The sequence below is a fragment of the Streptomyces sp. NPDC060027 genome, from assembly GCF_042737005.1.
Lineage (GTDB): Bacteria > Actinomycetota > Actinomycetes > Streptomycetales > Streptomycetaceae > Streptomyces.
Map to the genome: position 1 here is coordinate 1 of NZ_JBHWVI010000244.1, position 12,598 is coordinate 12,598.

9 protein-coding genes are annotated in these 12,598 nt (G+C 70.4%); 1 reads left to right on the forward strand and 8 read right to left on the reverse strand.

Translation table 11 applies throughout. The features are described 5' to 3' along the window. Positions 1 to 145 precede the first annotated feature (145 nt). The 8 genes from scpB to ACFWBT_RS36720 form a co-directional block, all read right to left on the reverse strand. On the reverse strand, positions 146 to 802 hold the full coding sequence (scpB, locus tag ACFWBT_RS36685) for an SMC-Scp complex subunit ScpB (RefSeq protein ID WP_385707378.1): 657 nt from the start codon (positions 800 to 802) through the stop codon (positions 146 to 148). Next, positions 799 to 2,133 carry a segregation/condensation protein A gene (locus ACFWBT_RS36690; RefSeq protein WP_385707379.1) on the reverse strand — a complete coding sequence of 445 codons (1,335 nt, stop codon included), beginning with the start codon at positions 2,131 to 2,133 and terminating at the stop codon, positions 799 to 801. The genes scpB and ACFWBT_RS36690 overlap by 4 nt, the downstream gene beginning before the upstream one ends. An 18-nt stretch (positions 2,134 to 2,151) precedes the next feature. Further along, entirely contained in the window at positions 2,152 to 2,733 is a 582-nt protein-coding gene (locus ACFWBT_RS36695; protein WP_385707381.1) for a hypothetical protein, read from the reverse strand. Next, a complete protein-coding gene (locus ACFWBT_RS36700; RefSeq protein WP_385707383.1) occupies positions 2,718 to 3,845 on the reverse strand; it encodes a ParA family protein in 1,128 nt (375 codons plus the stop codon). The genes ACFWBT_RS36695 and ACFWBT_RS36700 overlap by 16 nt, the downstream gene beginning before the upstream one ends. A 424-nt stretch (positions 3,846 to 4,269) precedes the next feature. Further along, complete coding sequence (ald, locus tag ACFWBT_RS36705) at positions 4,270 to 5,394, reverse strand: alanine dehydrogenase (protein WP_351551845.1); 1,125 nt, start codon at positions 5,392 to 5,394, stop codon at positions 4,270 to 4,272. 162 nt (positions 5,395 to 5,556) lie between these two features. After that, positions 5,557 to 7,638 (reverse strand): tetratricopeptide repeat protein, encoded by a 2,082-nt coding sequence (locus ACFWBT_RS36710; RefSeq protein ID WP_385707385.1) that lies wholly within the window; start codon positions 7,636 to 7,638, stop codon positions 5,557 to 5,559. Positions 7,639 to 7,854: 216 nt separating this feature from the next. Beyond that, positions 7,855 to 8,481, reverse strand: coding sequence for an NUDIX domain-containing protein (locus tag ACFWBT_RS36715; RefSeq protein ID WP_385707387.1), 627 nt, complete (start codon positions 8,479 to 8,481; stop codon positions 7,855 to 7,857). A 111-nt stretch (positions 8,482 to 8,592) separates the two neighbouring features. Next, positions 8,593 to 10,260, reverse strand: a complete 1,668-nt coding sequence (locus ACFWBT_RS36720) for a CTP synthase (protein ID WP_351551854.1) — start codon at positions 10,258 to 10,260, stop codon at positions 8,593 to 8,595. Between the two features lie 541 nt (positions 10,261 to 10,801). Here ACFWBT_RS36720 and ACFWBT_RS36725 point away from each other — a divergent pair. Beyond that, positions 10,802 to 12,598, forward strand: a 1,797-nt coding sequence (locus ACFWBT_RS36725; RefSeq protein WP_385707389.1) for a glycoside hydrolase family 15 protein, incomplete at its 3' end; no start/stop codon positions are given.

Sequence of the window (12,598 nt, forward strand, 5' to 3'; positions counted from 1 at the left end):
CCTCCGCCCCCGCCGCTGCCACGCGGGCCGCCGCCTCCGCCGCTTCCCTGCGGGTTGCCGCTGCCGCGGGAGCCACTGCCCCCGCCGGTTCCCCGCGGGTTACCGCGCCCGCTGTTCCTGCCACTGCCGCTGCCACTGCTTCGCATCAAAGTTCCGTCGTCGTCGTGTCGTCTGCATCTGCATCCGGTGCATCCGGATCGAACGACGGGACCCCTTCCAGCGTCTCGGCCTCGATCGCGTCCGCCTCGGGGAGGAAGGGCGCGAGCTCCGGGAGCTCGTCCAGACCGCGCAGGCCCATTCGCTCCAGGAAGTAGTTCGTCGTCGTGTACAGGATCGCACCTGTTTCGGGTTCCGTGCCCGCCTCCTCGACCAGACCCCGCTGGAGGAGGGTGCGCATCACGCCGTCGCAGTTGACTCCGCGGACCGCCGAGACCCTTGATCGGCTGACCGGTTGGCGGTACGCGACGACGGCCAGCGTCTCCAGAGCCGCCTGGGTGAGCCGGGCCTGCTGACCGTCCAGAACGAAGCGTTCGACGGCACCCGCGTACGCGGGACGCGAGTAGAAACGCCAGCCGCCCGCGATCAGCCTGAGCTCGAAACCGCGGCCCTGGACGGTGTACTCGTCGGCCAGTGCGCGCAGCGCGTCCGCGATCTGCCGCTTCGGCCGCTCCAGGATCTTGGCGAGGTGCTCCTCGGTGGCCGGCTCGTCCACCACCATCAGGACGGCCTCCAGGGCGGGCCGGAGATCGAGGTCGGCGACGGTGCGCGGCCCCGCGGGGGTGTCGGTGGTCTCCTCGCTCACGCCTTCTCCTCCTTGGTCCCGCGCCCTGCCTCGTCCTTCACCGCTTCCGCGGGGCGGTCGAACTCGTCGGTGACCCTCGGCCGGTCGTCGCCCTCTCCGCCCGTCCAGCGCACCATCAGGTCCCCGAGGGCCTCCTCCTGGTCCAGGGCGACGGCCTTCTCGCGGTAGAGCTCCAGCAGGGCCAGGAACCGGGCGACCACGGTGAGGGTGTCGTCGGTGTCCTCGACGAGCGAGCGGAAGCTGGCCTCGCCGAGTTCCCGGAGCCGCGCCACCACGATCCCGGCCTGCTCCTGCACGCTGACGAGCGGCGCGTGGATGTGGTCGACGTACACCTGCGGCTTGGGCCTCGGCTGCATCGCCTTCACGGCGAGCTTCGCGAACCCCTCGGCCCCGATGCTGATGACGACCTCGGGCAGCAGTTCGGCGTGATGCGCCTCGAGCCCGACGGTACGGGGATAGCGGCGGGCCTCCTCTTCGAGCCGCGCGTTGAAGATGTCCGCGATCCGCTTGTACGCGCGGTACTGGAGCAGCCTGGCGAACAGCAGGTCCCGCGCCTCCAGGAGGGCCAGGTCGGCCTCGTCCTCGACCTCGGCGGTCGGGAGCAGCCGGGCCGCCTTCAGATCGAGCAGCGTCGCCGCGACGACCAGGAACTCGGTCGTCTGGTCGAGGTCCCAGTCCGGGCCCATCGCCCGGATGTGCGCCATGAACTCGTCGGTGACCTTGGACAGCGCCACTTCGGTGACGTCGAGCTTGTGCTTGGAGATCAGCTGGAGCAGCAGGTCGAAAGGGCCCTCGAAATTCGAGAGCCGCACCTTGAAGACACCGTCACCGGACTCACCGGGAGCGCCGTCGGAGACCTCCGCGGACACCCCGGCCGGGGTGTCCGGCGTCCCGGGCGCCCCCGGGCCGTCCCCCGCCGTCTCAGGCAGCTCGACCGGTGCGTCCGGCCCCGCGTATCGCTCCGCGCCCTCTCCAGGCGCCAGGAACAGCCCTGCCGGCTCCTCGGACGGCCTGACGGCCCCCGCGGCAGTCGCAGCCGGCTCAGCGGCCTCTACGGGCCTCACAGAGGGCTCGGCAACCTCCGCGGGCATCGCGGGCGGCTCGGCAACCTCCACCGGAGTCCCAGCCGGCTCAGCGCCCTCTACGGGCGTTGCGGCCGGCTCAGCGGCCTCCGTCGGCGTCGTTGACGGCTCGGCAGCCTCTACGGGCGTCCCGGTGGGCGCTTCCGGCAGGTCGGCGGACGGCTCGGACGGTGACGTCCCCGGCCCGCGCCCCAGCGCACGCCGACGACCGCCGGAGGCGGCGGACGGGGGCGGGACGTTCGAGGTCATAGCCGTCGCAGGCTACCGCTACCGCCCGCGCAGACGTCGTACGAGGATGCTCGCGTCCCCGCGGGATTCCAGATCGGCGAGGACCACCGCGACCGCCTCACGGACGATCCGCCCGCGGTCCACGGCGAGCCCGTGCTCACCACGGAGCACCAGACGCGCATGCTCGAGGTCCATCAGCTCCTCGGCGGACACGTACACCGTGATCTTCTCGTCGTGCCGCTCCCGCCCGCTGGGCCGGCGGTTGGCGGCCCGCCCGCGTTTGCGGGACGACTGCACGGAGGTGGCGGGGGCGGCAGAACCTTCCTGCGCCGGCTGACGCCGCCCCGAGCGATCCGGGGCGCCGCCCCGGCTGCGGGATTCTCCCGCGTCGGACGACTCGGCGTCGGAGGCGACGTGTTCGTCGCCCACGCCGTCTCCGCCGCGGACCGGCACCGACTGGGGCCCGTCCTCCCCGGCGGCCGCCGCGTCGCTCTCGCCCGCCGGAGCCGGCACCCGGGCCTCGCCGTTGGTCCGGCGCGAGGGTGTGGACGACTGGAGCGCCATCCCCCCGGTGGTGCGGAACAGTTCGTCGGCCCCCGGCAGACTCACTCGGCGTGACACCGGGCGAGCACCTCCCTGGCGAGCTGGCGATAGGCGGCGGCACCGACGGAGTTGGAGGCGTAGGTGGTGATCGGCTCACCGGCGACCGTGGTCTCCGGGAAGCGGACGGTCCGGCCGATCACGGTGTGGTAGACGTGATCGTCGAAGGCCTCGACGACGCGTGCGAGCACCTCACGGCTGTGCACCGTGCGGGAGTCGTACATCGTGGCGAGGATGCCGTCGAGCTCCAGCTCGGGGTTGAGCCGCTCCTGGACCTTCTCGATGGTCTCGGTGAGCAGGGCGACACCGCGCAGCGCGAAGAACTCGCACTCCAGCGGCACGATCACCTTGTGGGCCGCCGTCAGCGCGTTCACGGTGAGCAGGCCGAGCGAGGGCTGGCAGTCGATCACGATGTAGTCGTAGTCGGCCAGCAGCGGCTTCAGGGCGCGCTGCAGCGTGGACTCGCGGGCGACCTCGCTCACCAGTTGCACTTCGGCGGCGGACAGGTCGATGTTGCTGGGCAGCAGGTCCATGTTCGGGACCGCCGTCTTCAGGAGCACGTCGTCGGCCGCCATGCCCCGCTCCATGAGCAGGTTGTAGACGGTGAGGTCGAGCTCCATCGGGTTGACGCCGAGACCCACGGACAGCGCGCCCTGCGGGTCGAAGTCGACGAGCAGCACCCGGCGTCCGTACTCCGCGAGCGCGGCCCCCAGGTTGATGGTCGACGTGGTCTTGCCCACGCCGCCCTTCTGGTTGCACATCGCGATGATCGTCGCGGGGCCGTGGCTGGTCAGCGGACCCGGGATCGGGAAGTAGGGCAGCGGGCGCCCCGTCGGGCCGATGCGCTCACGGCGCTGGCGGGCCGCGTCGGGCGCGAGCGTGGCCGCGTACTCCGGATCGGGCTCGTACTCGGCGTCGGGGTCGTAGAAGTGCCCCTCGGGCAGTTCGTCGTAGTCGGCGAAGTGGGTGTGGTTCTCGCCACTTCCGTTGCCGGCCATGGCGTTCACGTGATGGCCATCCATGCTCGGGTGTGCTGTCTGAGTCATCCGGGGACTCTGGTGGGCTGCGAAGGTGCGGACAGCGACGGAGCCGACAGCCTCGAGCCCCGTGGGGCTCTGGCCCCGCGCCGGCATTCCTGGTTGACCACCCCCGGGAGTAAATGTCGACTCATTCACAAGTCGTCTTACCTCCTTGGTGACCAGGAAACTTCTAGATAGGTCAGCGTGGCACCATGCCGACGATTGGCGACTCTATGGCGTGTCACCGCTCCGCAGCAACACAATCCGCCGGACCCGACCCGATGTGTCGGCAACCGAACACCCCTCTGTCAAGGGCGTAAGGCCGTCGCACGGCAGGTTTCACCGGTGTGCGAATCGGTTGAAGAGTTACGTTCGCGGCGAGTTGAACGAGTGTCGCAAAGTGACCCGACACACACCCGGCCGGACCTTGTCGAGCAAGGTCCGGCCGGGTGCGCGGTGTTGACCACCTGTGTTGACGTATCGCCTTTTGTCGGCACGGAGTCGGCCGGAATGTCGACTCCCGGAGCCGCCGGGGGTCTCAGCCGAGCAGGGTCTCGAGCTCGACGTGCTCCAGTCCGTGCGCCTCGGCGACCTCGCGGTAAACAACCTTGCCGTCATGGGTGTTGAGGCCCTTGGCCAGCGCGTTGTCACGGCGCAGGGCCTCGGCCCAGCCGCGGTTGGCGAGCTCGACGATGTACGGCAGCGTGGCATTGGTCAGCGCGTACGTCGAGGTGTTGGGCACCGCGCCGGGCATGTTGGCGACGCAGTAGAAGACCGAGTTGTGGACCGGGAAGGTCGGCTCGGCGTGCGTGGTCGGACGCGAGTCCTCGAAGCAGCCGCCCTGGTCGATCGCGATGTCGACAAGGACACTTCCCGCCTTCATCCGCGAGACGAGCTCGTTGGTGACCAGCTTCGGAGCCTTGGCGCCGGGGATCAGCACGGCACCGATGACGAGGTCGGCCTCGAGGCAGGCCTTCTCCAGCTCGAAGGCGTTGGAGACGACGGTCTGGATCTTCGTACCGAAGATCTTGTCCGCCTCCTTGAGCTTGTTGATGTCACGGTCGAGCAGGGTCACGTGGAAGCCCATGCCGATGGCGATCTGCGCGGCGTTCCAGCCGGAGACGCCACCGCCGATGACGACGGCCTTGGCCGCCAGCACACCCGGGACACCGCCGGGCAGGACACCACGGCCGCCGTTGGCGCGCATCAGGTGGTAGGCGCCGACCTGCGGGGCGAGACGGCCCGCGACCTCGGACATCGGGGCGAGCAGCGGCAGCGCGCGGCTGGGGAGCTCGACCGTCTCGTACGCGATCGCCGTGGTGCCGGACTCCAGGAGGGCGTCCGTGCACTCCTTGGAAGCGGCCAGGTGCAGGTAGGTGAAGAGCGTCTGGTCCTTGCGGAGCCGGTGGTACTCCTCCGCGATGGGCTCCTTGACCTTCAGCAGCAGGTCGGCGGTGGCCCAGACCTCGTCGGCGGTGCCGAGGATCTGCGCTCCGGCGAAGACGTACTCCTCGTCCGTGATCGAGGAGCCGACGCCGGCGTTCTGCTCGACGAAGACCTGGTGGCCGTGGCGCACCAGCTCGTGCACGCCGGCGGGGGTGATGGCCACCCGGAACTCGTTGTTCTTGACCTCGCGGGGGATGCCGACCTTCACGTCGATCACGGTCCTTGACTCAGAGGGCTCTGGGGCTGTGCATGCCGAGGCGACGCAGGCCAGGCAATGCAGGTCATACCCGACGTACGGGAGCACACCGGGAAACACCACGGAAGAACGCGGCGGAGCCAGTCTAATGAAGGGATTCTCTCTGTCTAGCCTTTCAAAGCATCAATCTTCAGTCGATGCACTGCGGATTTCGCAGGCGTTAGCGTCGTGTTCCATGCCGGATGCACTCTCAGGGAACTCATCTCCCAGCATGCGCTCGGCCGCCGCGCGGTGCAGCCGGGCGGCGGCCGGGTCGCCGAGCCGGTCCAGGGTGTCGGCCAGCCTGAGCTGCAACGCGGCCTGCAGGCGTACGTCGTCCGCGCGGCGCGCCCACTCGACGGCCTCCTGGCAGGTGCGCAGCGACTCCTCGGGCCGTCCCGCGTACTCCTGGACGCGCGCCATCTCGCTCAACGCCCTTGCCTGGGCGGCGACATCGCCGTTCTTGCGGTGTCCCGCGACGGCGGCGCGCCAGTTGACCAGCGCCTCGCCGTAGCGGCCCGCATAGGTGTGCACGGTGGCGATGCGCCCGTACAGCCGGGCGGCGTCCACGCGCTCCCCCCGTGCGAGCCGCTGGGCGAGCGCCCTGCCGTACCAGTCGGCGGCCCGGTCGTAGTCCCCGAGCTCCTGGTGGGCACCGCCTACGGATTCCATCGCGCGGCCGGTCGCGTACGGGTCGTTCGCCTCGCGTCCGGCGTCCAGCGCGGCCCGGTAGCGGGCGAGGGCGTCGGCCGTACGGCCGGTCTGCGCGTCCAGGTCGGCGAGATTGAGCAGGGCCGCCGCCTTCTCGCGGGGCAGATTCCGGCGCTCGGCGACGTCCAGGACGAGGCGGTGGATCCCGTACAGCTCGGAGGCCGCGGCCTGGGTACCGAAATGGACGACCATCGCCCGCACCAGGGCGGCCATCAGCCGTCGGGCGAGGGTGTCCAGCTCCCCGTCGGCGACCGCCAGCCGGGCCGAGGCCAGCAGCGCGGGCTGCCGGACGCGCAGCCAGTCCTCGGCCGCCCGGGGGCTGGGGAAGCGCAGGGCACGCGGCATTCCGGCGAGTTTCTCGCGGGCGGGCGAGCTGTCGGTCTCGGTGATGGCACGGCAGGACACCAGCAGCCGCACGGTCCGCTCCAGCATCCGGGCGCGGGCCAGCTGCACCTCGGCGGGCCGGTCGTGGGTCTCGACCAGCGTCCGGAGGACGGGCAGGAGGCAGCCGGGCACCTCGTACTGCGGCAGCGGCGACGGGATCGCCCGCACCAGGCCGAGGGCGACGAAGTCGTCCAGCGTCGTCTGCGCCGCCTGGACCGAGCAGCCGGCCAGCGCGGAGGCGGTGTGCGGGTCGACGAGTCCCGCGGGAGCCAGCGAGAGCAGTCGCAGTATCCGCGCGGCGCTGCTCGGCAGCGAGGCGTACGCATGCCGGAAGACCCGCGCCAGCGGTGTGCCGTCCTCGCCCTCGGTGCGCAGCTGTTTGGCGAGGTCGGCGACGGCGGAGGCGGGGCGCGCGGCGAGCCAGCCGCCGGCCAGCACCAGGGCGGTGGGCTGACCCGCGCACAGTTCGACCAGCCCTTCGGCGGCGAGCGGATCGACGGTGATGCGCACCGAACCGGTGAAGTGGCCGAGGAGTTCGAGCGCGGACTTGGTGTCCAGGCCGCCGAGGGTGCAGGGGCGGACGTCCGCGATACCGGTCAGCGGCCCGCCGGAGACGGCGATGACCAGGCATTCCGGGGAGTCGGGCAGCAGCGCGTCGACCTGTTCGGCGTCGGCCGCGTCGTCGAGCAGGAGCACCGCCCGGCGGACGGCGAGGGCCTCGCGCAACCGCTCGCCGAGGTCGTCGGCCCCGGCGCCGGGGGGTGCGGCCAGTCCGAGGGCGGTGAGCAGTTCCCGCGCGGTGGCCTCGGTGGGCACCGGGGTGCCGTCGGGTTCGGTGAGCCGGGCCCGCAGGAGGCCGTCGGGGTAACTCTCGGCGACCTGCGCGGCGAGCTGGGCGGCGAGCGCGGTGCGGCCTGAGCCGGGCTTGCCCGCGATGAGCAGCACCCGCGCCCGCGGTGCCTTGCGGCCGGAGAGGGTGTCGAGGCCGGCGCGCTCGATGTCCGCCCGGAGTTCCTTCAACTCTCTTGTGCGGCCCAGGAACTGACTCTTCGTAGGAGCGGACCCGGCAGCCGGTCGCTGCCCCTTGGCCGACACCTTGGTGCCGCCGTCGTCCACCGCCTGATCTGTCACGGGCCACGCTCCCGTTCCACTGCGCGCGCAAGCCCGCCGGGACTCCGGTTCGGGCGTTTCCAGAGCCTAGTTCACGCTCTGCGACGATCCGGGTGGAGCGCGGCGGAGACGTCCCCCGATCGGATCAGGCGATCGTAGGACCGGCACCCCCGGACGGACGCAAGGTGGCCCGTCCGGGGTGGGGCAGCGAGACGGCGGATGCTGCGCCGAAGCGGGTCAGGCCTCGAAGGGGCGCGCGGGCCACGGCGCCTCGGCCGGGCGCAGCGCGTCGAGTCCATCGCCCTGCCGCGCGGCGACGAGCGAGAGAGCGCCCACGACCAGGCAGTTGTTGTGCAGCTCACCGGCGAGCACACCGCGCACGAGCTCGTCGAGGGGAACGCGGGCCAGCTCCATGTCGGCCTCCTCGTCCTCGACCTCGAACCGCTCGCCCTCCGCCGCGGAGAGGTCACGGGCCAGGAAGATCCGGACCGCTTCGTCGCAGCCGCCGGGCGTGGTGTAGACGTCGGTCAGCACGCGCCAGGTCTCCGCCTTGACGTGCGCCTCCTCGTAGAGCTCACGCTGCGCGGCGTGCAGCGGGTTCTCGCCGGGGATGTCGAGCAGGCCCGCCGGGATCTCCCACAGCTTGTGACGCACGGGGTGGCGGTACTGGCGCAGGACCAGGACACGGTCCTCGTCGTCGAGGGCGAGGACCGCCACGGAACCCGGGTGCACCTGGTAGTCGCGGCGCACGACCGACCCGTCGGGCATGACCACGTCGTCGGTGCGCACCGAGGTCTTGTTGCCCTTGAAGGGGGTCTCGGTCGCCCGGACCTCCCACTCCTCGGGGGTGTCCTTGATCGTCATGGCCTGTCCTCCCACACGCGCAAAAAGAAACCGGTCCGGTGACGGAACCGGGGCACGCGCCCGGCGGGAGAACCCGCGGACACGCACCCCGATCACCGTACAGCCCTGGTGCTACTTGCCCGTCTTGCGCTCCACCGCGGCCTTGACCAGGCCCGCGAAGAGCGGGTGCGGCCGGGTCGGACGCGAGCGCAGCTCGGGGTGCGCCTGGGTCGCGACCAGGTACGGGTGGACATCGCGCGGGTACTCGACGTACTCGACGAGCTTGCCGTCCGGGGAGGTGCCGGAGAACTGCAGACCGGCCTTCTTCTCCAGCTCGGCGCGGTAGGCGTTGTTCACCTCGTAGCGGTGCCGGTGGCGCTCCTCGACGTACTCCTTGCCGTCGTACACCTCGCGCACGATCGAGCCGTCGGCGAGCTTGGCCGGGTACATGCCGAGGCGCATGGTGCCGCCCATGTCGCCCTCGCCCGCCACGATGTCGAGCTGCTCGGCCATCGTGGAGATGACCGGGTGGCCGGTGCCGGAGTCGAACTCGGTGGAGTTGGCGTCCGGGATGTCGGCCAGGTTCCGCGCGGCCTCGATCACGATGCACTGCAGGCCCAGACAGAGGCCGAGCAGCGGGATCTTGTTCTCGCGGGCGTACTGGATCGCGCCGACCTTGCCGGACACACCGCGGTCGCCGAAGCCGCCGGGGATGCAGATCGCGTCGACGTCGCCGAGCTGCTTGGCCGCGCCCGCGGGGGTCTTGCAGTCGTCCGACGTGACCCACTTGATCTTGACGCGGGCCTTGTTGGCGAACCCGCCGGCGCGCAGCGCCTCGGTCACCGAGAGGTAGGCGTCGGGCAGGTCGATGTACTTGCCGACGAGCGCCATGGTGATCTCGTGGACCGGGTTGTGGACGCGGTCGAGCAGGTCGTCCCAGGTCGACCAGTCCACGTCACGGAACGGCAGGTCCAGCTTGCGGACGACGTAGGCGTCCAGGCCCTCGGTGTGCAGGACCTTCGGGATGTCGTAGATCGACTTGGCGTCGATCGCGGCGACCACGGCGGCCTCGTCGACGTCGCACATCAGCGAGATCTTGCGCTTGATGGCGGTGGGCACCTCGCGGTCGGCCCGCAGCACGATCGCGTCCGGCTGGATACCGATGTTGCGCAGCGCCGCGACCGAGTGCTGCGTCGGCTTGGTCTTCAGCTCGCCGGACGGGCCGATGTACGGGAGGAGCGAGATGTGCACGACGAACACGTTGTCGCGGCCGACCTCGTGACGGACCTGGCGGACCGTCTCCAGGAAGGGCAGGGACTCGATGTCGCCGACCGTGCCGCCGACCTCGGTGATGACGACGTCGACGTCGTCGGTGGCCATACGGCGGATGCGGTGCTTGATCTCGTTGGTGATGTGCGGGATGACCTGCACGGTGTCACCGAGGTACTCGCCGCGCCGCTCCTTGGCGATGACGGTGGAGTACACCTGTCCGGTGGTCACGTTGGCCGAGCCGTCCAGGTCCACGTCGAGGAAACGCTCGTAGTGACCGATGTCCAGGTCCGTCTCGGCGCCGTCGTTGGTGACGAACACCTCGCCGTGCTGGAACGGGTTCATGGTGCCCGGGTCGACGTTCAGGTACGGGTCGAGCTTCTGCATCGTGACCCGCAGACCGCGGGCCTTGAGCAGCGCGCCCAGGCTGGAGGCGGTCAGCCCCTTGCCGAGAGAGGAGGCGACACCCCCGGTGACGAAGATGTGCTTGGTCGTCGTGGCTGTGCTGTTTCGAAAAGCACTGGGCGGCATGGCCAAGAGGGGGCTCCCGTGGTCGCGGTCTGGGGTGCGTGCCGGCGTGGATTCCGGAGAATTTCCGGAGGTGCCGTCGCTGCGGTTCGGGGGTTTCTTGCCCACCGGTCCACGGGCTACCAGGGTATCAGCGACAGAACGAGACCGCTTCCGGCCACGCTCCGCGCACACCCGGGCACACACCTCGCACACGCTCACTCGATCGGCTCAGCCGGGTTGCCCGGAGCGGCACGCGGATCTTCCACGTGCGTCGTATCCTGCTCGGACACTCGCTGCCGAGCCTGTCCGGCGTACGGCACCATCCCCGTCCGTACCCCGGAACAAAGAGGGCTTGTCAGTTCGTTTCGAGACGAGATTCGCATCGCCCATCGCACCGACACCTGACGTTTCGCAGCGACGCACGACCGACGTCCCCACCATCGACGTTCCGCAGTTACCGACCTTCCCCATTGCCTACTGTTCCGCAGTACCTAAGTTCCCTTTGACCGCAAGAGCGACCGCCCCGCGAAGGGGCGACGTGGCCGTTCGACTGGAGATGCACGTGGCCGGGCGCATCGAGGACTACGCACTCATCGGAGACATGCAGACAGCCGCGCTGGTCTGCCGGGACGGCACAGTCGACTGGCTGTGCCTGCCCCGCTTCGACTCCCATGCCGTCTTCGCAGGACTGCTCGGCACGGAGGAACACGGATTCTGGCGGCTCGGACCCGCGCACGCGTCCGACGCCGAACCACCCACGGCGGCGCGCCGCCGGTACCGCGGCGACTCGCTGATTCTCGAATCCGAATGGGACACCCCGCGCGGCACGGTCCGGGTGACCGATTTCATGCCGCCTCGTGACGGCGCCCCGCAGCTGATCCGGATCGTCGAGGGCGTCACGGGCCGGGTGCCGATGCGCTCCGCGCTGCGGATGCGTTTCTCGTACGGCCGCGTGGTGCCGTGGGTGCACAAGCACGAGGGCCGCACGGTCGCGGTCGCAGGACCGGACTCGGTCTGGTTCGACACGGACTGCGAGACGTACGGCAAGGATCTGACCACGTACGCCGACTTCACGGTGGCGCCGGGTGACCGGATCGCCTTCACGATCTCGTGGGAGCCCTCGCACAAGGAGCCGCCGGCGCTGCCCGAGCCGGAGCAGTCCCTGGAGGCGACCGAGGACTTCTGGCGCGAATGGGTCGACCAGTGTACCTACCACGGCCCCTACCGCGAGGCCGTGGTGCGCTCCCTGATCACGCTGAAGGCCCTGACGTACGCGCCCACCGGCGGCATCGTCGCCGCGCCGACCACCTCCCTCCCGGAGGAGATCGGCGGCGTCCGCAACTGGGACTACCGCTACACCTGGCTGCGCGACGCGGCCATCACCCTCTCCTCGCTGCTGCGCACCGGCTACCGCGAGGAGGCCCGCGCCTGGCGCGAATGGCTGCTGCGCGCGGTCGCGGGCGACCCGGAGAACCTCCAGATCATGTACGGCATCGCGGGGGAACGGGAGTTGGGCGAGGCCGAGCTCGACTGGCTTCCCGGGTACGAGGGTTCGGCGCCGGTCCGCGTCGGGAACGGCGCAGCGCACCAGCTCCAGCTCGACGTCTACGGCGAGGTCACCGAGGCCCTGCACCTGGCCCACATGACGGGCCTGTCCCGCAACGACTACGCCTCGCTGCTCCAGTTGAAGCTGATCCGCTACCTGGAGACCCACTGGGACCAGCCGGACGAGGGGATCTGGGAAGTCCGGGGTCCGCGGCGGCACTTCGTGCACTCCAAGGTGATGGCCTGGGTGGCCGTCGACCGCACCATCAAGCTCATCGAGTCCGGGGACGCGGACGGCCCGCTGGAGAAGTGGCGCGAACTGCGCGACGACATCCACCGGGACGTGTGCGAGAAGGGCTACGACAAGGAACGGAACACGTTCACGCAGTCGTACGGCTCGAAGGAACTCGACGCCTCGCTGCTGCTCATCCCGCAGATGGGCTTCCTGCCGCCGGACGACAAGCGCGTGATCGGCACCATCGAGGCGATCCAGCGCGAGCTGTCCACCTCCGACGGCTTCATCCTGCGCTACCCGACGGCCGGCGAGGACGCGGGCGTGGACGGCCTGGAGGGCGACGAGGGCGCCTTCCTCGCCTGCTCGTTCTGGATGGCCGACGACCTCGCGATGATCGGGCGGGTCGACGAGGCCCGCAAGCTCTTCGAGCGGCTGCTGGCCCTCCGCAACGACCTCGGGCTGCTGGCCGAGGAGTGGGACCCGGTTCTCCAGCGCCAGGTCGGGAACTTCCCGCAGGCCTTCAGCCACGTTCCGCTGATCGACACGGCCCTGCGGCTGACGGCGAGCGGGGCGTACGGC

What these genes read in the sequence shown, in the direction of transcription:
- ACFWBT_RS36700 (WP_385707383.1), bottom strand. Translation starts at nt 3,845, where the DNA reads ATGCCGGCGCGGGGCCAGAGCCCCACGGGGCTCGAGGCTGTCGGCTCC.
- ACFWBT_RS36715 (WP_385707387.1), bottom strand. Translation starts at nt 8,481, where the DNA reads ATGACGATCAAGGACACCCCCGAGGAGTGGGAGGTCCGGGCGACCGAG.
- ACFWBT_RS36720 (WP_351551854.1), bottom strand. Translation starts at nt 10,260, where the DNA reads ATGCCGCCCAGTGCTTTTCGAAACAGCACAGCCACGACGACCAAGCAC.
- ACFWBT_RS36690 (WP_385707379.1), bottom strand. Translation starts at nt 2,133, where the DNA reads ATGACCTCGAACGTCCCGCCCCCGTCCGCCGCCTCCGGCGGTCGTCGG.